Source organism: Myxococcus eversor, from assembly GCF_010894455.1.
In the GTDB taxonomy this organism is placed as follows: domain Bacteria; phylum Myxococcota; class Myxococcia; order Myxococcales; family Myxococcaceae; genus Myxococcus; species Myxococcus eversor.
Window position 1 is genome coordinate 222,151 of record NZ_JAAIXY010000001.1, and the last position, 20,644, is coordinate 242,794.

General features: G+C 70.5%; 18 protein-coding genes and 1 tRNA gene. 10 read left to right on the top strand and 9 right to left on the bottom strand.

Translation table 11 applies throughout. The features are described 5' to 3' along the window. The first annotated feature begins 2 nt into the window (after nt 1-2). Together G4D83_RS00885 and G4D83_RS00890 are read left to right on the top strand one after the other, a co-directional pair. Nucleotides 3-1,796: a bifunctional metallophosphatase/5'-nucleotidase gene (locus G4D83_RS00885; RefSeq protein ID WP_163861438.1), complete on the top strand. Its 1,794-nt coding sequence runs from the start codon at nt 3-5 to the stop codon at nt 1,794-1,796. A 224-nt stretch (nt 1,797-2,020) separates the two neighbouring features. After that, nucleotides 2,021-2,410 carry a hypothetical protein gene (locus tag G4D83_RS00890; RefSeq protein ID WP_163861441.1) on the top strand — a complete coding sequence of 130 codons (390 nt, stop codon included), beginning with the start codon at nt 2,021-2,023 and terminating at the stop codon, nt 2,408-2,410. Between the two features lie 79 nt (nt 2,411-2,489). Here G4D83_RS00890 and G4D83_RS00895 read toward each other — a convergent pair whose 3' ends face one another. The 4 genes from G4D83_RS00895 to G4D83_RS00910 all read right to left on the bottom strand — a co-directional run bounded on the left by G4D83_RS00895 (nt 2,490) and on the right by G4D83_RS00910 (nt 8,002). Then, on the bottom strand, nt 2,490-5,267 hold the full coding sequence (locus G4D83_RS00895) for an Hsp70 family protein (RefSeq protein ID WP_163861444.1): 2,778 nt from the start codon (nt 5,265-5,267) through the stop codon (nt 2,490-2,492). Between the two features lie 25 nt (nt 5,268-5,292). Then, complete coding sequence (locus G4D83_RS00900; RefSeq protein ID WP_163861474.1) at nt 5,293-7,155, bottom strand: Hsp70 family protein; 1,863 nt, start codon at nt 7,153-7,155, stop codon at nt 5,293-5,295. Between the two features lie 61 nt (nt 7,156-7,216). Then, nucleotides 7,217-7,819: a DUF2760 domain-containing protein gene (locus tag G4D83_RS00905; protein ID WP_163861477.1), complete on the bottom strand. Its 603-nt coding sequence runs from the start codon at nt 7,817-7,819 to the stop codon at nt 7,217-7,219. 107 nt (nt 7,820-7,926) lie between these two features. Next, nucleotides 7,927-8,002: transfer RNA gene (locus G4D83_RS00910), tRNA-Ala, on the bottom strand. Between the two features lie 191 nt (nt 8,003-8,193). On the opposite strand from G4D83_RS00910, the gene G4D83_RS00915 reads away from it, so the two are divergent. The 5 genes from G4D83_RS00915 to G4D83_RS00935 all read left to right on the top strand — a co-directional run bounded on the left by G4D83_RS00915 (nt 8,194) and on the right by G4D83_RS00935 (nt 14,572). Beyond that, nucleotides 8,194-10,554 carry a tetratricopeptide repeat protein gene (locus tag G4D83_RS00915; RefSeq protein WP_163861480.1) on the top strand — a complete coding sequence of 787 codons (2,361 nt, stop codon included), beginning with the start codon at nt 8,194-8,196 and terminating at the stop codon, nt 10,552-10,554. Between the two features lie 308 nt (nt 10,555-10,862). Then, nucleotides 10,863-11,747: a heme o synthase gene (gene cyoE, locus G4D83_RS00920; RefSeq protein ID WP_163861483.1), complete on the top strand. Its 885-nt coding sequence runs from the start codon at nt 10,863-10,865 to the stop codon at nt 11,745-11,747. 29 nt (nt 11,748-11,776) lie between these two features. After that, nucleotides 11,777-12,766, top strand: a complete 990-nt coding sequence (locus G4D83_RS00925) for an ABC transporter ATP-binding protein (RefSeq protein WP_163861486.1) — start codon at nt 11,777-11,779, stop codon at nt 12,764-12,766. Further along, nucleotides 12,763-13,620 (top strand): ABC transporter permease, encoded by an 858-nt coding sequence (locus tag G4D83_RS00930; RefSeq protein ID WP_163861489.1) that lies wholly within the window; start codon nt 12,763-12,765, stop codon nt 13,618-13,620. The genes G4D83_RS00925 and G4D83_RS00930 overlap by 4 nt, the downstream gene beginning before the upstream one ends. An 85-nt stretch (nt 13,621-13,705) precedes the next feature. Continuing rightward, nucleotides 13,706-14,572: a carboxypeptidase regulatory-like domain-containing protein gene (locus G4D83_RS00935; protein ID WP_163861491.1), complete on the top strand. Its 867-nt coding sequence runs from the start codon at nt 13,706-13,708 to the stop codon at nt 14,570-14,572. A gap of 190 nt (nt 14,573-14,762) precedes the next feature. Here G4D83_RS00935 and G4D83_RS00940 read toward each other — a convergent pair whose 3' ends face one another. The 3 genes from G4D83_RS00940 to G4D83_RS00950 form a co-directional block, all read right to left on the bottom strand. Continuing rightward, the gene (locus tag G4D83_RS00940; protein WP_240356082.1) at nt 14,763-16,358 is read right to left on the bottom strand and encodes a sensor histidine kinase; all 1,596 of its coding nucleotides are present in this window, start codon (nt 16,356-16,358) and stop codon (nt 14,763-14,765) included. Further along, a complete protein-coding gene (locus G4D83_RS00945; RefSeq protein ID WP_163861494.1) occupies nt 16,358-17,038 on the bottom strand; it encodes a response regulator transcription factor in 681 nt (226 codons plus the stop codon). The genes G4D83_RS00940 and G4D83_RS00945 overlap by 1 nt, the downstream gene beginning before the upstream one ends. Nucleotides 17,039-17,328: 290 nt before the next feature. Beyond that, nucleotides 17,329-17,844, bottom strand: a complete 516-nt coding sequence (locus G4D83_RS00950) for a periplasmic heavy metal sensor (protein ID WP_163861496.1) — start codon at nt 17,842-17,844, stop codon at nt 17,329-17,331. A gap of 345 nt (nt 17,845-18,189) precedes the next feature. On the opposite strand from G4D83_RS00950, the gene G4D83_RS00955 reads away from it, so the two are divergent. Beyond that, nucleotides 18,190-18,393 (top strand): cold-shock protein, encoded by a 204-nt coding sequence (locus G4D83_RS00955; RefSeq protein WP_163861499.1) that lies wholly within the window; start codon nt 18,190-18,192, stop codon nt 18,391-18,393. A gap of 208 nt (nt 18,394-18,601) precedes the next feature. Further along, nucleotides 18,602-18,973, top strand: a complete 372-nt coding sequence (locus G4D83_RS00960) for a cupin domain-containing protein (RefSeq protein WP_163861501.1) — start codon at nt 18,602-18,604, stop codon at nt 18,971-18,973. Nucleotides 18,974-19,034: 61 nt separating this feature from the next. Here the strand turns inward: G4D83_RS00960 and G4D83_RS00965 are convergent, their stop codons facing one another. Further along, nucleotides 19,035-19,460, bottom strand: a complete 426-nt coding sequence (locus G4D83_RS00965) for a DoxX family protein (RefSeq protein WP_163861504.1) — start codon at nt 19,458-19,460, stop codon at nt 19,035-19,037. A gap of 91 nt (nt 19,461-19,551) precedes the next feature. Here G4D83_RS00965 and G4D83_RS00970 point away from each other — a divergent pair, with 91 nt between their 5' ends. Further along, a complete protein-coding gene (locus tag G4D83_RS00970) occupies nt 19,552-19,917 on the top strand; it encodes a winged helix-turn-helix transcriptional regulator (protein WP_163861507.1) in 366 nt (121 codons plus the stop codon). Between the two features lie 166 nt (nt 19,918-20,083). On the opposite strand, the gene G4D83_RS00975 is transcribed toward G4D83_RS00970, so the two are convergent. Further along, a complete protein-coding gene (locus tag G4D83_RS00975; protein ID WP_205522545.1) occupies nt 20,084-20,530 on the bottom strand; it encodes a hypothetical protein in 447 nt (148 codons plus the stop codon). Nucleotides 20,531-20,644: the final 114 nt, after the last annotated feature.

Genomic DNA, 20,644 nt, shown 5'->3' on the forward strand with positions numbered 1-20,644 from the left:
TCATGCGTTCCCCGCGCCCCTTCCTCCTCGCGCTCGTGACTTGTGCCGCCGCCTGCGCCGGCACCCAGCCCTCCGCGCCCGTCGTCGCGCCTCCCATCTCGCCGGTGCGAATCACGCTGGTGGGCCTCAACGACTTCCACGGGCAGGTGGAGCCGCACCGCGCGAAGCTCGCGGATGGACGCGTGGTGGAGGAGGGCGGTGCCGCCATGCTCGCCGCGTATGTCGCGCGGCTTCGCGAGGACAATCCCGGGGGCGTGTTGCTGCTGGATGGCGGCGACCTCTTCCAGGGCACGCTGGCGTCGAACCTCACCGAGGGCGCCATCGTCGTCGACGTGTACAACCACCTGGGCTTCACGGCGGCGGCCATCGGCAACCATGAGTTCGACTACGGACCCGCGGGGCCCGCGCCCATGGCCGCGGGTTCCGGCGAGGACCCGCTCGGTGCCCTCAAGGCGCGCGTGAAGCAGGCGCGCTTTCCGCTCCTGTCCGCCAACCTCCGCGACGCGGCGACGGGCAAGTCTCCCTCATGGCTGGGCAACGACGGTACGCACATCGTCGTGGTGAAGGGGCTGCGCGTCGGCGTGCTGGGCCTCACCACCGAGTCCACCCCGAGCGTCACCAATCCGGCCAACGTGGACTCGCTGCGCTTCGCGCCCCTGGCGTCCTCGGCGCTGGAGGCCTCACGCTCCCTGCGCGAGCGCGGCGCGGACGTGGTCGTGGCGGTGGCGCACGCGGGCGGCCAGTGCTCGGACCTGCGCAATCCCCGGGACACGTCGAGCTGCGACAAGGGCGACGCGGAGATTCTCGACATGCTGGCCGCGCTGCCCCAGGGCACGCTCGACGCGGTGGTGGCCGGGCACACGCACCAGACGATGGGCCACTTCTTCGACGGCGTGCCCATCATCGAGACGACGGGACAGGCTCGCTCGCTGGGCGTGGTGGAGCTCTTCGTCGACCCGGTGAAGCGCCGCGTGGACCCGTCGCTCACTCGCATCCAGGCCGCCGTTCCATTGTGCACCCAGGTGGACGCCGTCCACGGTGACTGTGACGGACGCCGCCTGCGCGAGCGCGCCGAGGTGAAGCTGTCTCCGTCGGTCTTCCTGGGCACCGCCATGCGGCCGGACGCGGAGGTGACGCGGCTGCTCGCGCCCACGCTGGCGAAGGTCGACGAGGCCCAGGGCCGAGCCTCGGGCGTGTCCTGCGCGTCACCCCTGGCGCGCGGCTTCACGGAGGAGGGCGCGCTGGGCAACGTCATCGCGGACGCGCTGCGCGAGGCGGCCGGCGCGGACGCCGCGGTGATGAACCCCGGGGGCATCCGGGCCGACCTGCCAGGTGGGACGCTGTCCTTCGGCCACGTCTACCAGGCGCTCCCATTCGACAACACGGTGGCCGTGCTCACGCTCACCGGCGCGGAGCTGCGGCACCTGCTGGAGCTGGCGCATGGCGTGGAGCGCGGCGCCGTGTTCGCGGTGTCTGGCCTGGAATTGACGCTGGCCCGCTGTCCGGGCCCCGGCCGGTTGCAGGGCGTCACGTTGGAGGGCGGCAAGCCGCTCGTGCCGGAGCAGCGCTACCGCGTCGCGGTGCCAGACTTCCTCGCACGGGGAGGTGACGGCGTGGACGGCGTGACGCGGCCCCTGCCTCCAGAACGCGCCGAGCTGTCCCCATTCCGGGGAATGGACCTGCGCGAGGCGCTGATCGCCTACGGCCGCTCCCACGGGGGTGTCCTGCCCGCGCCCGCGCTGGGACGCGTGCGCTACAGCGGTGTCGCACAGGTGTGTCCCACAGCGTCTCGCTGAGGGAGCCTGGGCTGAAAATTCGACCGCGAGCTGATCCGCCGGCGGTGAAGGGGACCGCCAACCCTTGGAAAGATCAGCGGAAACGCTCCAGGGCCGATTTTTCGGCCTGGGATCAGTTTTCAACGGGAGGAAGAGTCCTTACTCTAGGGCTCGCGAGTGCCCGTGCCGAGGTGGCCCCATCATCAGGGACTGCGTGCGGAGGCCCTCGAGAGCGAGGGACTGACATGCTCTACAAAGTGACCCCGATGATGCCGCCGCCGCCGGAGAAGGCGAAGCCGCGTGAGCCGGGGCAGGCCCAGCCACGCAAGCGGCGCAAGTCCGCCGTCTACGACGCGGATGGCCACGAGGTGCTCATCTCGTTGATGTGCATCAAGTGTCGCACCCTGAAGCCGTTGGCCCAGTTCGGTCTGCGTAAAATGGCGGACGGCGCCATCCGCAACCAGCCCTGGTGCCGGACGTGCCGCTCGGGCGCGGGCACCAAGAAACCCAAGGCTGGCAAGGGCGAGACTCCCGCCGCGCCCGCCGAGGCCACGCCGGTGCTCCAGGTCGTCGAGCGCGCCGCTCCGAAGGCCACCGCTGAAGTCGCCGCGCCCGCCTCGCCCACGCGGGGCTGAAGCGCTTCAGGCCGCGGCGGTCACTCCTCCGGGTCGACCAGGGACTGGCCGACCCGAAGGGACGTTTTCGAGCCGGACGTCACGACAGTCGCAAGCCCGCCGGCAGCGTGTCACCGAGCGCACGGGCTTCGTCCGCCGCTTCCAACGCCACGACTTCGCGCACCATGCGCACCCACGTCTCCGACGCCTGGGCCGCGACGAGCGCTTGCGCCGCGCGCTCCCGCAGGGCCGGGTCCAAGTCCCGCGTGCGGTCGCCGGTGAGCCTCGCGAGCTGCGCGGCGGCGAAGGGCGCGCCGTCAATCTTCCGCAGATCCATCTCCAGGAGCAGCGTGAGCCACGCCTCCGCGGTCTCCACGTCCACCACCTTGTGGCCGCTGCCGTAGAGCGGCACGCGCGCGCCCAGTCGTCCCAGGGCCCAGGCCCAGGGGCCGCCGGACTTCGCCTCCGCCTTCAGCCGCTCGGCCACCCACCGCCCCATCTCCGCCTTGTCGGAGGGCGGCAGGTGCTCCAGTGAGGCAGCCGTGCGCACCATCTCCTCCAATCCCTCGGGTTGGATTCCCTTGAGCTTCCCAGGCGGCGGCGTGCCGGGGGGCACCTTCCTCGCGAGGTGCGGCTGCAGGTAGGCGTAGAGCTTCTGCTGCTGTGCCTCGGTGAGTCCGCCGGCGATGCGGCGCCACATCACCCAGAACTCCGTCCACACCGCCTTGTCCGAGTGGTGCTGCACCAGCGCGTCGAAGAGGCTGAAGGTCTGCTCCGCGCGCCAGCCGTCCAGCGGGTAGCCGAAGCCCGGGCGCAGGGTGAAGCCCGCGAGGCTGTAGAAGACGCGCTCGTGGTCCTCGCTGCGGCGGCGTTTGCTGGCGCCCGCGTACAGCGTGCTCCACATCTCTCGCAGCACCGGCACGCGCCACGTGTCGCGAGGCCCCAGCGCCTTCTCCAGCGTCCGGGACAGCTGCTTCACGTCCTTGGGGCCCAGGGGCAGTGGCTTGTTTCCGTAGACGCGCTCGATGTTGTCCTTCGCCTCGGCGAAGCGCGCGGGCATGGACTCGGTGACGGTCAGCTCGTGGGAGCCGCCCGTGCCGCGCAGCTCGAACTCCAGACGCCACCGCTCGTCCGCGACGTCGGAGACGCAGTACAGCTCCAGCGTGCCAATCTCCGTCAGCGCCGCCTGGAGGTGCACCGGGACTTCCGCCACCTTCCCCGACGCGCCCTTGAGCAGCGTGTGGATGGGCGGCAGGGGCTTCAAGTCCTCCGCCAGCGGCACCAAATCTCCTGGCTTGTCGATGCGGTCGCTCGTCGTCGAGTAGAGCTGGAACTGCACGGGTCGGCCGAGCGTGAGCGTGAAGGGGCGCTCACCCAGGTCGACCTTCTGGCCCTCCTCGAAGCCTCGGGGGATGAGGCAGAGGGCGGGCTGCTCCGCGCTGTCCGCCGCGCGCTGCAGGCCCACGTAATACGCGCGCGCCGCGCCACCGCCGATGCGCAGGCCGTGCCCGCGCCGCACCAGGCCGTAGTACGCGGCGCCGCGCGCCACGGCCAGCTCCAGCGACACGTGGCGCAAGAGGGAGATTTTCGGCGCGTCCGGCCACCAAGCGGACACGGCCTCCACCAGTCGCTCCGAAATCCAGGGCGAGTTGAAGACGCCGCCGTTGAGGAGGATGGCGTCGGGGCGGGGGAGGGCGCCCTCGAAAGGCGGGGCCTCGCCCAGGGCCGCGAAGCCCGCCGCCGCGTGCTGCGCGAGGAAGGCGGCCAGGTGGCGTGTCACCGCCGCGTCCTGCACGTACGGCAGGCCCAGCTCCTGGAGCGCCATGCGCGCGGCGCGACGGGGCCGCTCGCCAGGCGGGGTGCGCGGGAAGAAGCCGTCCATCACCAGCGCGTGGGCCTCCTCTCGCGTCAGCTCGGAGGACAACGTTCCGCCCAAGAGGCGGCTGCCCTCGCCCGCGAGCGAGACGCCGTACTTCTCTGGAGGCTCCTTGCCCAGCAGTGCTTCCTTCGCGGTGCGCGCGGCTTGAATCGCCTGCGTCCACTGCGTGGCGGACAGGCGGCGTCCGGCCGCCACGAGCTTCTCCTCGACACGCCGGGCCAGCGCGGCGTCCATGTTGTCGCCACCCAGCATCAGGTGGTCACCCACCGCCAGGCGCCGCAGCATGGGACCTTCCGGCGACACGCCCGCGTGCACCAGCGTGAAGTCGGTGGTGCCTCCGCCCACGTCCACCACCAGCACCAGCCGGACGTGGGAGAGCGTCTGCTCCAGGTCCGCGCGGTGGCGCGCGGTGTAGTCGTAGAAGGCGGCCTGGGGCTCCTCGAGCAGGGTGAACTTCTCCAGCCCGGCCTTGCGCGCGGCGCTCACGGTGAGGGCGCGCGCGGCCTCGTCGAAGGAGGCGGGGACGGTGATGACCACCTCCTGCTTCGACAGGGGGGCGTCCGGATGCGTGTAGTCCCACGCGCGCGCCAGGTGCGTCAGGAGCAGGGCGCTGGCGTCGACGGGGGACAGCTTCTGGACGTCGGCCGGAGCGCCCCAGGGGAGGATGGGCGCGGAGCGGTCCACGCCCGGGTGGCACAGCCAGCTCTTGGCGCTGGCCACCAGTCGTCCCGGAACGCGGGCGCCCTGCCAGCGGGCCAGCTCTCCCACCACCCACGGGCCGCCGTCGTCACCCCAGGGAAGCTGGAGGGACTCGGTGCTCAGCTCGTGGCCCGCGGGCACGTACACGGTGGAGGGCAGCAGCGCGCGCGGCGCTACCTCCCCCTGACGGACGAGCTGGGGAACGGGGAAGTCCTCCACGGGCGCGCTCGCGCCCCGAGAGGGGTCCACGGACGCCACCGCGCAGTGGGTGGTACCCAGGTCGATGCCGACGATTCGCATACACCTCCGTTTGCCGGCCGGCGTTCTACTCCTTCATGCGGACGTTGAGCTCCAGCTTCCAACGTCCCGAGCCACCTTTCTCCAGGCACCGCAGCTCCAGCGTCCCCACCTCCGTCACCGCGGCCTGCAGGTTGACGGGGGTCAAATCGCCATAGGTCGACGCCTGTCCGGGCATGGTCGTCTCGATGGGGGCCAGCTCCTCCATCTCCCCCTTGGCCAGCTCGTCCGCCACGTCATCCACCATGACGCCGACCTTGTCGTCGCGCCGCATGGAGGAGGAGAAGAAGCGGAAGCTGGTGGGCTCGCCGGTGACGAGGCCGAACTCCTGCGGCGGCACATCCGCCTGCGTGCCTTCCTCCATGCCGAAGGGCGCCACGCACAGTGCCTTCACGGGAGGCTCGAAGCCGGGCACCGCGGGCATCGCCGACTCCACGCCCACGTAGTACGCGCGCGCCGTGCCGCCTCGGATGCGCAGGCCATTGCCCTGGCGCACCCAGCCGTAATACGCCGCGCCGCGCGCCACCGCGAGGTCCAGGTCCGCGCCCTCCAGCTCCTTCGCCGGCTGGCCCCCGTCCGCCTTCAGCCACAGGTTGAGCACCTCCATGACGCGCTCCTTGAGAGGGCCCGCCTTGAAGACGCCGCCGTTGAAGAGCACCGCCGTCGGGTGGAGGAAGGACTTGTCGCCCACGTCCACCGGTGCGTCGTGGCTCGCCGCCAGCGCCTGGGCCTGCCGCGTGAGGAAGGCCGCCAGGTGCCGCGAGACGCCCGGGTCCTGCGCGTAGGGCAGCGCCATCTGCGCCAGGCCCATGCGCCGCGCGGTGCGGGGCAGCTCCGCCAGGGGCGTCACGGGGAAGAAGCCCTCGGTGAGGACGCGATCCAACTCCTCGCGTGTCAGCTCCGTGCGCAGCGTGCCGCCGATGAGGGACGAGCCCCGGCCGGGGATGGAGATGGGCACCTTGTCCAGCGAGGTGTCGCCGTACAGCGTCTCCTTCGCCTGCCGGCAGCCGTAGGTGAGGGCGTTGAACTGCCACGGGTCCAGCTTCTTGCCGTCGGCGGCCAGGCGCTGGTTGAGCGTGTGCGCCAGCGCCAGGTCCATGTTGTCGCCGCCCAACAGGATGTGGTCGCCCACCGCCACGCGCAGCAGCTCCACCTCGCCGCCGCTGTCGCGCACGGTGATGACGGAGAAGTCGGACGTGCCGCCGCCCACGTCGACGACGAGGATGACCTCGCCGGGCTTCACCTGCTGCCGGAAGTTCTCCCCCATCGCCTCCAGCCACGCGTACAGCGCGGCCTGCGGCTCCTCGAGCAGGGTGAGGTGCTCGATTCCCGCCGCTTTCGCGGCCTCCAGCGTCAGCTCTCGCGCCGCCGCATCGAAGGACGCGGGGACGGTGACGATGACGTCCTGGGTGGCCAGCGCGTTGCCGGACTCGTCGTCCCCCTGCGCGAAGGTGGAGTCCCACGCCTCCTTGAGGTGGCGCAGGAAGCGCGCGGACGCGTCCAACGGGGACACGCGCTGCACGTCCTGCGGAGCCTGCCATGGCAGGAGCGCCGAGCGCCGGTCCACGCCGGGGTGGGACAGCCAGCTCTTGGGTGACGACACCAGCCGGGTGGGGACCTTGGCGCCGTGGGAGCGGGCGAACTCACCGATGATGGAGGAGGCGTCCTTGTTCCACGGCAGCGCCAGGCTGCCCTGGGGAAATTCCTGGGCGGAGGGCAGGTAGAGGAAGGAGGGCAGGAGCGGGCGCGACTCCAGCGTGCCGGGCGCCGTCAGCTGGGGAATCGGCAACATCGACTGCGCGCGTCCCCGGGCCTTGCTGTCCTCGAGGTTGAAGTACGACACCGCGGAGTGCGTGGTGCCAAGGTCGATGCCGATGGAATAGCGGGCCATATCGGGCTTGAACTCCTTGAAGGCTCCCTTTTGTCCGGTCTGCGTGTCCGTCGAGCGACGCTCAGGCGAGCTCGACTTCCGCTGGAGCGAGCACTCGCGGGTCCATGGCGGGGCTCACGACCGGAAACTTCACTTCCGACGTCACCCACCCGTGGTGGCGCAGCGTGCCGGTGTGGGGAGGCTGTCCCGTCACGTTGCCAATGAGGCGGATGCGCTGGGCATCGAAGGACACGGGCACGGTGACCTGCTCTCCCTCCGACTGGGGGAGCACCGGCTTGAGGGTGAAGTACTGGCCCACCACCTTGCGGCACCCCTCGTGGACGGTGCGGCAGGCGGCTCCCACCTCGGCGTCCGAGAAGGCGGCCACGTTCTCCTGGAGGAAGTCCACCAGCCGACCTTCCCTCTGGAGCATGGCGAGCAGGGCCAGGGCGCTGGCGTGCTCCCGCTCGGGCGGCAGGGCAGGGGGCGGCGGGGGGGCCTTGTCCACCGTGGGGGTGGGGGCCGGGGTGCCGGAGGGCAGGAGGTTCAACTGCCCGGCGTCGTAGGCCCGGCTGGCGGGCAGCACGGCGCGAGCGAATTCACCGGACACGAGGCAGCGCCAGAAGCAGAGCCAGGCGAGCCAGAAGCGCGCGAAGAACGACAGCGAGGCAGACGGGTCAGTCATCGACTCCGGATAACAAAGCCCGCCTGCTTTGCAATTCGGCAGTTGCCCGAAATGCCCCCAAATGCAAAGGGCCTCACGGTTTCCCGTGAGGCCCTTCGTTTTCAACATGGTGGAGGTGGACGGGATCGAACCGACGACCTTCGCATTGCGAACGCGACGCTCTCCCAACTGAGCTACACCCCCATTACGGGCCCTGCGTGCGGCGCCCCGGCGTTTGGGCCGCCGAGGTGAACGGGCTAGTACCGGACCGCTTTCATGCTGTCAAGCGCAAGCCTTCGTGACTCATCCGTGCGATTGACGTGCCGCGCAGCGGATGCCATAAAAACCCTTCTTCTCAGGCGTACCCTTCCCGCCCGGTGTCCCTCCCCCCGGTAATGTCTACCTCCCCTTCAAAGACGTTGAGCCCGGCCGAGCTCGCGAAGCTCGAACACGCGTTCGCTTCAGACCCTTCGTCCGCCGCCTATAAGCCCTTGGCCGAAGCGTACCTGAGCATGGGGCGCTTCATGGAGGCGATGGTCGTCTGCAAGAAGGGCGTGAAGGCGCATCCCAACGCCGCGGACCCTCGCATCCTCCTGGCCCGTGTCTATGCCGACCAGGGCAAGGACAAGAAGGCCCTGGAAGAGGCGCTCGGCGCACTCCAGGTCCAGCCCGAGGACAAGGCCGCGCTGCGGCTGGCCGGCGCCCTCCAACTCAAGACGGGCGAAGCCGAGCCCGGCAAGGCGAACCTCCTCAAGGCCTACAGCGTGGATCCGGGAGACCCGGACACCGTCACGCTGCTGCAGCAGCACAAGATCGACCCGCCTCGGCCCGTCGCGCCCGCGCCCGTCGCGGCGCCGCCCGTGGTGACGCCGTCCGCCACGCAGCAGTCGGCGTCGGCCCTCGCGAGTGTCGCGGCCACGGAGGCCCAGACTCCCGCGGCGCCCACGCCGAAGCCCGCGTCGACGCCGCGTGCGCCCTCGGGCCCGTCCGCTCAGGCCCGCACGGAGGCGCCCCGCGCGCCCACGCCCCAGCCCCGCCGCCCGCAGCCGGTGGTGGTGGAAGAGGTGGATGACGACGAGGACGACGAGTCTCCTCGTGGACGTCAGGCGAGCCGGCAGGGGGGTGGCCGCGGCAAGTGGGTGACGGTGGCGCTGGTGGCGGCGCTGGCGCTCTTCATCCCCGGCTACGTGATGTACACCCGGCACACGCGCAACGTCGCCCGTGAGCTGAAGAAGCACCTGGAGGTCGCCGCCGAAGCGCTCAAGCGCGACTCCTTCGACAGCTACAAGAAGGCGTGCGAGGCGGCCGACAAGGCGCTGGAGGTGAACTCCGACTCCGGCCTGGCCCATGGTTACCTGGCGTACGCCTACGCCATCCGCTGGGGCGAGCACGGCGGCGGTGACGACGCGCGCCGCCGCGCCGAGGAGCACCTGGCCGCGGGCATGAAGGCGGGCGACGTCAGCTCGCACCTCATCGCGGCCGAGGCGCTCGTCCAGACGTACGGGGGCAAGGGCAAGGACGCGCTGGGCAAGCTCGAGGAGAAGGTCCGGGCGCTGGACTCCCAGGGCCGCTCCAGCTCGCTGCTCTACCTGACGCTGGGCCTCATCCAGATGAACGCGGGCGACCTGGACCGCGCGCGGGACACCCTGGAGCGCGCGCAGACGCTGGCTCCGGACGACCCGCGCGTCTACTCCGGCCTGGGCGCCGCCTACCGCCGGCTGGGCCAGGACAACACCGCCTGGAAGAACTACGACCTGGCGCTGCGCTACGAGAAGGACCACCCCGAGTCGCTCCTGGGCCGCTCCCTGCTGATGCTGGAGCAGGACGAGCCCAACTTCGGCCTGGTGCAGTCCATGCTCAAGAAGCTCCTGGAGTCGGAGCCGCCGCCGTCGCCCCGTCAGCTCGCCGCCGCGCACCTGGCGCGCTCGCTGCTGGTCAGCCGCGTGTCCGCCGAGCTGCAGGAGCTCAAGCCGGACGTGCAGCAGAAGCTGGTGGAGGCCACCGCGGTGCCGCTGGAGAAGGACAAGGCGCGCGCGGAGATGCTCAAGAGCGAGGAGACGGGCTTCTCGCTCGACAAGCAGAACCCGGAGCTGCACCTCATCAAGGGCCGCAGGCTGCTGGCCGAGGGCAACTTCGAGCAGGCCGCCGAGGAGATTCGCAAGGCCATCCGCGTGGATTCGTCGCGCGCCCAGTTCCACGTCGAGCTGGCCAAGGCCCTCATGGGCAAGCAGGGCGGCGAGAAGGAAGCCGCCGAGGCGCTCCAGACGGCCCTCAAGACGATGGGCGACAGCCCCAAGCTGGTGGTCATGCTGGGCAACGCCCTGCGCCGCCAGGGCAAGCTGGATGACGCCCTGACGCAGTACCAGCGCGCCGTGAAGGACCCGAAGGCGAAGAACCCGGAGGCCCGGCTGGCCATGGGCACCATCTACCGGGAGCGCTCCGACTGGCCCAAGGCGCAGGAGCAGCTGGAGAAGGCGAGCCAGGAGTTCGTCGGTCAGCCCGAGCGCTCGGCCGTGGCGCTCACCGAGCTGGCGCGCGTCTTCCAGGGCAAGGGCGACGCGGCGAAGGCGGACGAGACGTACCAGCGCGCCCTCAACGCCGACGAGGCCTTCACCCCGGCGTACTACTACTACGCCACCCTGCTCTCGAAGGACGCCAAGCAGGGCCCGAAGGCGAAGATGCTCGCGCAGGAGTACCTGAAGCGCGAGCCGAGCGGTGAGCACGCCAACGCCGCTCGCTCCCTCTCCGGAGGGTGAGCGCGGCCCGACTCCGTCGCCGGGGTCGGACAAGCGGGGCTGATGCGCGCGGGCAGCAAGGCGCGCATCGTGCCCGCGGGCCCGGGTTGAAGGGACTCGGGTCCAAGGCTATGCCCCAGGTGTTTGCCTTCCCACGATTGCCAGGACACGAAGACGCGGACCCGGTCCCCCGAAGGGTGCCGGGCGGGCGGCCAGTCACGGGCGCCCCGTCGCGGTGACGTGTCCTTGCCCACCCCCCGGTGGTGCTTGTATGGGAGGGCCGTCAACGCGTCGGCAGTGCCCCTGTCACGCTCTCCCCTGGAGTCCGCTTGAGCGCGCGTGCCGAGTCCATGTCGACGACCGCGTCCGACCTGCTCTCCCTGATGAAGCCGAGGCTGTCGAGCCTCGTCCTCATCACCACGGCGGGTGGCATGTGGCTGGCGCCCGGCCACCTGGCCACGGGCGGTGCCCTGGTGACGCTGCTGGCCACGGCCGGCACGGTGGGTGCGGCCAACGCGCTCAACTGCTACTGGGAGCGCCATAGCGACCGGTTCATGGCGCGCACGCAGAACCGGCCGCTGCCCTCCGGGCGGATGGAGCCGGCGGTGGCGCTGTGGTTCGGCATCTCCCTGGCGGCGGTGTCCCTGCCGGCGCTCGCGCTGGGGGCCAACATGCTGACGGCGGCCCTGGGCCTGCTGGCGCTGCTCAGCTACGTGCTGGCGTACACGCCGCTCAAGGCGCGCACCTCGGTGGCCATGCTGGTGGGCGCGGTGCCTGGCGCGCTGCCCCCGCTGATGGGCTGGACGGCGGTGACGGACCGGCTGGACGCGGGCGGCTTCTCGCTCTTCGCCATCCTCTTCCTGTGGCAGATGCCGCACTTCATCGCCATCGCCCTGTTCCGCAAGGAGGAGTACGCGGCGGCGGGACTCAAGTCGGTGCCGCTGGAGCGCGGGGACGAGTCCAGCCGCGCGCAGATTGTCCTCTACCTGGTGGCGCTGGTGCCGATGACGCTCCTGCCCTTCCAGCTCCACATCGCCGGCACCTGGTACCTGGCGGCGGCGGTGGCGCTGGGCCTGAGCTTCCTGGGCCTGGGAGCGTGGGGGTTCTTCCGGCGACTCGGGAAGCCCTGGGCGCGGCAGGCGTTCTTCTTCTCGTTGGTCTACCTTACCGGACTGTTCGCGGCGCTGAGCCTGGACCGCGTTCCCCGCGGCTAGCGCGGGGGTGCCGGCGGGACACACCGCCCATGCCTGATACCTCGGTCTCCACCCCTCCCGTTCCGCTGCTCCACCTCGAGGGGCTGACCCGACGTTTCAAGGACCGCGTCGCCGTGGACGGTTTGACGCTGTCCGTGCGGCCGGGCGAAATCCTCGGCCTCCTGGGCCCCAACGGGGCGGGCAAGTCCACCACCTTCCAGATTCTGGCGGGCCTCCTGGCGCCCGATGCGGGGCAGGTGCGCTTCGCCGGGCGGGAGCTGTCGCTCAGCGACCCGGCCTTGCGTCGGCAGATGGGCATCATCTTCCAGCGCGGCAGCCTGGATGACCTGCTGACGGCGCGGGAGAACCTGATGCTCGGGGCCCGGCTGTACGGGCTGACGGGCGAGCGGGCGCGCGAGCGGGTGGAGTCCATGTTGACGCTCATCGGCCTGGCGGACCGCGGGGACGAGCGGGTGGGCACGTGGTCCGGGGGCATGCGCCGCAGGCTGGAGCTGGCGCGGGCGCTGGTGCATCAGCCGCGCGTGGTGCTGATGGACGAGCCCACGCAGGGCCTGGACGAAGCGGCCTTCCGCACGTTCTGGGCGCACCTGAAGCGGCTGCGTGACGCGGAGGGCATCACCGTGCTGCTGACCACGCACCGGGCCGATGAGGCCGAAGTCTGCGACAGGCTGGCGGTGCTCGACGCGGGCAAGCTGGTGGCGTGTGACACGCCGGCCGCGCTGGCCTCGCGCATGGGTGGGGACATCCTCACGGTGGAGGCGACCGAGCCCGAGACGCTGGCGCGCGAGGTGCGCGAGAAGCTGGGCGTGGACGCGAAGGTGGTGGAGGGGAAGGTGCAGGTGGAAGCCCGGCAGGGGCACGCGCTGGTGCCTCGGTTGGTGGAGGCCTTTCCAGCGGGCAGGTTGTCGTCCGTCTCGTTGCGCCGGCCCACGCTGGCGGACGTGTTCCTCCAGCTCACCGGGCGCGCGCTGGGCGCCGATGTGCCGGCCGCGGACCCCGCGCCGAGGAAACGCCGATGACCGCCGAACTCTCCACCGCGCATCCCCCCGCCGTGACTGTTTCCGCCCCGGCGCCGGCCGTGCCTGGGACGCTCGCGTTGCAGTGGGCGACGGTGCGCGTGTTGATGGCGCGCGACGTGGTGCGCTTCTTCCGTCAGCCCAGCCGCGTCGTCGGCGCGCTGGCGCAGCCCATCCTGTTCTGGTTCGTCATCGGCTCGGGCTTCGCGGGCTCGTTCCGTGTCGAGGGCGCGCAGGGGCTCGGCTACCAGCAGTTCTTCTTCCCGGGCGTCGTCACCATGGTGCTCTTGTTCAGCGCCATCTTCGCGACGATTACCGTCATCGAGGACCGGCGTGAGGGGTTCCTCCAGGCGGTGCTCGCCGGGCCGGGCTCGCGGCTGGCGGTGGTGCTGGGCAAGGCGCTGGGCTCGTCGGCCATCGCGCTGATGCAGGCGTCCTTGTTCCTGCTCCTGGCGCCGCTCGCGGGCGTGAGCGCGGCCACCGTCAACCTGCCGTTGCTCTTCGCGGTGATGGTGCTGTCGGCGCTGGCGCTGACGGGCATGGGCATGTCGCTGGCGTGGTGGGTGCGCTCCAGCGCGGGCTACCACGCGGTGATGAGCATCGTCCTGTTGCCCATGTGGGTGCTGTCCGGGGCGATGTTCCCGCTCAAGGGCGCGGGGACGTGGCTGTCGTGGGTGATGGTGGTCAACCCCATGCGCTTCTCCGTGGAGGGCGTGCGGCGGGCGCTGTACGGCGCGGAGGCGTCGGTGGTGGTGGGCTCGCCCATGTCGGGGACGGGGCTGGAGGTGCCGGTGCTGCTCGCGTTCGCGACGGTGTTCCTGGGATTGGCCGCGGTGAGCGTCAGCCGTCGCGAATAGCGCGGACGGGCCGTTGGACAGCTTCGCGTCCTTTGACTACGAGGGGACGCGGACGAAGTACACGGTTCACCGAGGAGACTGCACGATGACGCTGCGCACGCTCGGCCTGTCGATGCTGGGAGCCGCGGGGCTGTTGGCCCTGCCCGCTTGCACGAAGGAGGAGGCTCCCGCCACTCCGCCACCCACCACCCAGGCGCCGCCCCCGTCGACGGCCCGTGCGACAGCGCCTGGCGCCGAGCACGCGGCGTCGCCGATTCAGGCGCCCGAAGGCCAGGGGAATGAACAAGCGAAGGTCGCCGCGCCCGCCGGCACCGGTGTGGTGAAGGGGCTGGTGACTTTCACGGGCACGCCTCCCGCCGCGGCGGACCTGCCGCCGAACACCGACCCGGCTTGCGAGGGGCGAGGCTCCAAGGACGAGGCGGTGCTGGTGAAGGACGGCAAGCTGCAGAACGTGCTGGTGCGCGTGAAGGGGACCGTGGCCGGGGCTCCCGCCGCGCCGAGCACGCCGGTGACGGTGGACCAGACGAAGTGCACCTATGTGCCTCGCGTCCAGGGCGCGGTGGCGGGACAGTCGGTCGTCTTCAAGAACAGCGACGGCACGCTGCACAACGTGCGCGGCGTGGTGGGGACGAAGTCGGCCTTCAACGTCGCGCAGCCGCCCTCGGGGGCGCCGGTGCAGAAGCCCGTACCTCCGGCGGATGACGTGCTGAAGCTCAAGTGCGACGTGCACCCGTGGATGACGGCGTTCGTGGTGAGCAACCCGAACCCGTACTTCGCCACGACGGGCGCGGATGGCGCCTTCGCGCTCCAGGGACTGCCCGCCGGCACGTACACCGTGGAGGCGTGGCACGAGACGCTCGGGACGAAGACGACCGAAGTCACGGTGAAGGACGGTGCTCCCGCCGAGGTCTCCTTCGCGTTCTCCTCCGAGGACACGTCCGCGAAGAAGTAGGTCCGCGCCTGTCTCCGCGATGCGGGCCTGAATCCAGGTCCGTGTCGCGTGCCGCCGCGGCACCCGCCCCGAACAGGTCGGCGTGCCCTTCAGGTGGAGAGGGTGCTCCTGCGATACGGCCCGGTGTCGCACGCCTCTGCCGCCGCGAGAGTCGCTCGGGCGAAAGCAGGCTCGACGATTCCGAGCCCGCCTACGCCGCCGCCGGCCGGTCGATGGCGCCCGGGGGCCCGGCCTTCTTCACCGTGAAGCCCACGCGCGCGCCGCCGCCGTCGCGATTCCCCGCGAACGTCTCTCCGCCGTGCGCATGTGCGATGCGCTGCACCAGCGCCAGCCCCAGGCCCAGGGAACCCGCCTCGCGCGCCTCGCCGCCCCGGTCCTTCCGGTAGAAGGGCTGGAAGATGCGAGTCTCCTCGCCCGGCTGAAGTCCAGCACCTCGGTCCTCGACGCAGAACGCGAGGTGCTCTCCCTGCTCCTGCACCCGCAGCATCTCCACTCCGCCACCGTGCCGCCGGGCGTTGTCCAGCAGGTTGGCCAGCGCGCGTCCCAGCAACGTCGCGTCTCCCACCAGCCCCGCTTCCGGCGCATTCACGTCGAGCAATTCCAACGCGAGCCCCGCGCGCTCCAACGCCTGTGTCGCCAGGGCACGTCCATCCAGCACCCGAGATGTGAGCTGGCCGAAGTCCAGCCGTGAGCTGGCGAGCAGCTCGCCCACCAATGCGTCCAGCTCCACCACCTCGCGGTCCACCTGGTCCAGCGTCTTGGGATTGCCACCGCCATCCCGCAGCAGCTCCGTCAGCACGCGCATCCGGGCCAGCGGTGTGCGCAGCTCATGGGACACCGCCGCGAGCAGCTCCCGCTGGTCCGCCACCTGTTTCTCGATGCGCCCCGCCATGTGGTTGAAGGCGACGGCCAACACGGTGAACTCCCCCGTCGCATGTGGAAGCACCTCGGCGCGCGCGTTGAGCCGTCCCGCGCCCAGCGCCTCGGTGGCCTGCACCAGCGCATCCACGGGCTTGGCGAGCCTGCGCGCCATCTTCCCGGACGCCATCCAGAGGACGAGGCACGCCGCGAGCAACGGCAACATCACCTTCTCCGGAGTCTTGCCGCGACTGAGTCCATTGCAGACGCGCACCTGTCCCAGGGGCGTGTTGTCGCGCATGACGGGGAGGGTGAACTCGGCGTGCTTGCACAGCCCGCCCGCCAGCACGAGCAGCTTGCCGCTCGCGTCCGTCACCTCCACTTCGATGTCCAGGTCCTTCGCGAAGGACTGTGCCAGGGCGTCTCGCCGCGCGGGCTCGCTCCACACCTCCTCGAAGCGGTGGCTCGCGAAGTCCTTCAGACGGATCATCTCCTGCTTCCACGTGTTGCCGCCCACCAGGCTGAACACCGTGGCCACCACGACGCCCGTCATGAAGATGCTCAGGCCGAACCACAGGAACAGCCGCCTGTGCAGGCGGGAGCGCACGAAGTGCCCCAGCCGGCTCATGCCCCAGTAGTGGTGCCGCCAGTGCGCGCGTTGCTGGCGCTTCCAGTGGTGCCGCGCGCGGCGGTGATGCGTCTCCCACGCTTCCCTGGAGAAGGGTCCTCGGCGGGGGTCCTTCATCTCCTCGCCATCGTCCTTGTCCGCCTGGGTCCACTGGCCCTCGGGCGGACACGCGCCTTCTCGCTCTCCCTGCAACCACCGGGCGATGTCTTCGGCGGCGTCCGAGTCCGGGCCGTCCCACGGCTTGCACGCGTCCTTCGGATTCCAGGGCCCCCGGCCTCGCTTTCCGTCGCGGCCGGCCATCAGAGTCCCTCTTTGGCGAAGACGTAGCCCACGCCGCGCACCGTCTTGATGAGGCGCGTGCCCACGTCGCCCAGCTTCTGGCGCAGATGCGAGATGTGCACGTCCACCGTGCGCTCGCCCACCACCGTGTCGCTGCGGCCGGCTTCACCCAGCAGCGCGTCGCGGGGGATGACCCGCCCGGCCCGGCGCACCAGCGCCACCAGCAGGTCGAACTCCAGTCCGGTGAGGTCCACCAGCTTTCCTTCCGCGCGCACCTCGCGCCCGGCCACGTCGATGGACAGACCTCCCGCCTCCAGCCGGTCCGCCACGGACGAGGGCTGCGAGCGACGCAGCACCGCGCGCAGGCGGGCCAGGAGCTCCCGGGGGCTGAAGGGCTTGGGCAGGTAGTCGTCCGCGCCCAGCTCCAGCCCCACCACGCGGTCCGTCTCGTCTCCCTTCGCCGTGAGCATGACGACGGGGATGCGGCTCTTGGCGCGGATGCGCTTGCATACCTCCAGGCCATCCATGCCCGGCATCATCACGTCCAGCAGCACCGCGTCGTAGGCACTGGCCTCCAGCGCGGCGAGCCCCCGCCCGCCGTCGGCGGCATGGGTGACGTTGACGCCGTTCTGCCCCAGGTACTGCGCCAGCAGTTCGTAGAGGCGGGAATCATCGTCGATGAGCAGGACACGAGTGGACATGGACGGAGGGGAGTCTAACGCGGCCCCGGCGCGGGGGCCTCGGCCGTTGAGGGATGCGGTGACTCGGACCGCGCGGAGGCGGCCGAGGGAGGCGGGGGCGAATGGGCCCAGGGGCCCCGAGAGCCCCAGCGCTCAGACCCCTCGCCCGCCTGACAGTGGCGACGGTGGCGGGCGACGCTGGCGAAGCCGGAGGCATAACCTCCGAAGGTTCCCAGGGCGAGCAGGACGATGAGCAGGCGACGGCGCATGGTGGAGTTCCTCGTTCCTTTCAGGGGAGGGGAGACGGCGGCTCACACCATCCGCTGGTCGTCACCGCGCCAGCCGCCACGCCCGCCGCAGTGGCGTCCTTGCCAGCCCGGGCCTCCGCGCCAGCCATGCCCCCAGCCGTGCTCCAGGATATCCGCCAGCTCGCGACGCTGGCGCGCATCCAGCGCTTCATGCACCTGCGAGAGCGCGCCCTGGAGCGTGCCGCGCGCGTTCTCCACCGCCACGTCGTGCCGGGCGAACAGCTCGCGCAGCGCGGCGCCGTCGAAGTGCTCACCCCGCAGCGCGGTGCCCAGGGCGGAGCGGCTGGGGCTCACCTCGTCGCGCAGCTTGTCGAAGGCCTCCGTCAATTCCTCGGTGGCCTGGATGATGACCTTCTCCTGGCCGGGCGACGTCTCCAGCCGCTCGAACAGCCAGCGCAGCCTCATCCGCCAGCCGAACCGGCTGCCGCGCCTGTGGCCGTGGTGGCGCCAGCGACGACCGCCCCGCACCGTGTAGATGAGGCCCGCGAGGCACGCGGTCCCAAACAAGAATCCGAACATGGGTCCTGCTCCTTCAAATGGGGCAGCCCGAAGCGGGCGCGCCGTTGTTTGACGGAGAGGAAGGTAGAAGACGGGTGTGAAGGGCGCGCCGGAGCCGCATGAAGAAACGTGAAGGGCCGCGGGCGCCGGCGGGATGAAGACGCGAATGTGGTCTGTTCATCTCCCGAGCGATTTTCAGCGTCTCGGATTGTCCTCTGTACGACGACCGCCTGCCCGCTGGGCGGGGGTCGGGTGGACAAAGGAGTCCGGGAGGTAGATTGTCGCGGCAGTGTCGGAGCGATGTCCGCCCCGCACTGGTGGTCCGGCTGGTCCCGGGGCACCGTCTAGCAGAAAGAAGAAGGTCACATGGCACTCGGTACAGTGAAGTGGTTCAACGACGCCAAGGGTTTCGGCTTCATCGCTCAAGAGGGCGGTGAGGACGTGTTCTGCCACCATACGGCCATCAACATGGATGGCTTCCGCACCCTCCAGGAGGGTCAGCGGGTGGAGTTCGAAGTGACCCGTGGCCCCAAGGGGCTGCAGGCCCAGAACGTTCGCGCGGCCCCCTAAGGACTCGCGTCATTCCTGGCCACCCTTGAGTGAGCCCGAGGCCCGGTCTTCCCACAGGGAAGGCTGGGCCTTCGTCTTTGGTGCGCCCTGGCCCGTCGAGCGGGCGAGCGTCGCCACGGGCCCCGTCGAGCCCTTCCTCATTCCTTACCTTCAGGGCTGAGCGCGGCGCATCCGCCGCCTGACGCCCGAGGGCGAAGGAGACCAAGGCATGGGGGATACCAGCGTGAAGAAGGTGGAGAGCCGGCACTCACCCCGGGGAGACATGGGGCAGAAGTACCTGGCCTCCGGCGTGCGAGTGTCCATGCGACTGTGGGAGGACGAGCCACCTGGCGAGCCCCGGCCCGCCGCTCCGCGCGACTACGAGACGGTGGGCTTCGTGCTGAAGGGCCGCGCGGAGCTGCACCTGGAGGGGCAGGTCATCCTGCTCAACGCGGGTGACTCGTGGCTCGTGCCGCGGGGCTCCAGTCACACGTACAAGATTCTCGAGACGTTCTCCGCGGTGGAGGCCACCAGTCCACCCGCGGCGGTGCACGGCCGCGACGAGGGCGCCGAGAAGGAGCAGAAGCCCGCGAAGGCCTGAGGGTGCTCGGTGAGGAGCGAAGCGCACGGGCTCGCCGTCGAGGGGCGAGCCCGGGTGTTCTTCAACCCCGAGGTGGGATGGGCGCTCTGGAGCGCCGCCCCCAGGCGACGAAGAGCGAGAGCCCCACGAGCAGGAAGTTGAAAGGGGTGTTCGCCGACTCGCCACGCGAGATGTGGAAGAGGATGGCGGAGCCCTGGAGCGCGGCGCAGCCCAACGCGGCGAGGACGGTGAGGCCCGGTTTGATTCGCGTGAGCGAGGGCAGGACGATGCCCAGCCCGCCGAGCAGGTCGACCACGGCCGTCGCGTAGAGGAACGCCGCCGGGACTTGTCCCGCCCACGGAATCATCGCGGCGAGCTGGGGGATGGGCGTCAGGAGCTTCCAGACGCCCGTGCCGGCGAAGATGAGACCCAGGAGGGCCTGGGTGACCCACAGGCCGATGGGGAGGGCTTTGGATGCCTTCGCGCTGCCGCCGAACGCGGTCGTCATGGCGTACCTCCGGGTTCAGAGACCTCGCCTATCTTCCATGCTCGCGGATGCCGGACAAGGAGGCACATTGAAGTCACTAGGGAACGGAAAGATGACCAAGCGCTTCGTCGACGACTGCGTCGCGACGCGTGAAATCCTGAGCCTCATCGGGGACAAGTGGAGCGTCATGGTCATCGTCAACCTGGGTGACGGCGCGGTGCGCTTCAGCGAGCTCAAGCGCGCCATTGAAGGCATCTCCCAGCGCATGTTGACGCTCACGCTGCGGGGGCTCGAATCCGATGGGCTCGTGTCGAGGACCGTCTTTCCGACGACGCCGCCGCGCGTGGACTACGCGCTCACGAAGTTGGGACGAACGTTGTTGGAGCCGGTGACGGAGCTGGCCATCTGGGCGCAGCGCCACCGACCGGAGATTCAGCGGGCACGCGAGGCCTTCCAGCGCGCCGCTGTTCCGAAGTGAGCGTGTCCATGGTGCTTCGACTGCCCCCGAACCTCCCGTTCGATTGAGACCCCCGCGAACAGACATCCGGGTCCGCATCCAGGGCGGAGCCTCCGCAAGCCGTGGGCATCGTCAGGACTACCGCCACCAGCAGTCGTGACCCGTTGTCCGCGCACCCCGAAACGAGTCAGGGGCGTATGTCGTCCGCGAACTGGCGCACGGTGGTGGCCAGGTCCGCGCCCAGGATGAGGACCTGGGCCCGTGTGTCCGGGAGTGCTTGGCCCGTGCGCGAGCCGGAGACGTCAATGGAGACTGGCGCACTCGCGGACTGGGTGCCGCATCGCACTTCGAGTTGCCCTCGGAGTCCGAGTTGGAGGGCGCCATTCATCGGATGGGTGCCGCTGCCCCCGTTGATACGGAAGCTGGAGGTGCAGCCGGCCTCGGGGGGAAGCGGGCACTCGCCTTCGTTGACGGAGAAGGTGGTCTCACCTGTCATCGTCGCGCGGATGCCAGCGCCGCAGTCCATCCCGCCGAGATGGATCTGCACCCGGCCAGGATTCCTGGCAGGGGCCTCGATTCGAACGACATCCAGGATGGACGAGACGTCTGTCTGTCCATTCAGGACGATGCTCATGGTTCCCGTGACGTCATACGTGCCCGCGACGTTGGGACGATGGTCGGGTTGACTGTCGCCAGGAGGCTCGACATGCCCCGGCTCCTCTGGGGACTGGGAATCACTGTCACCACA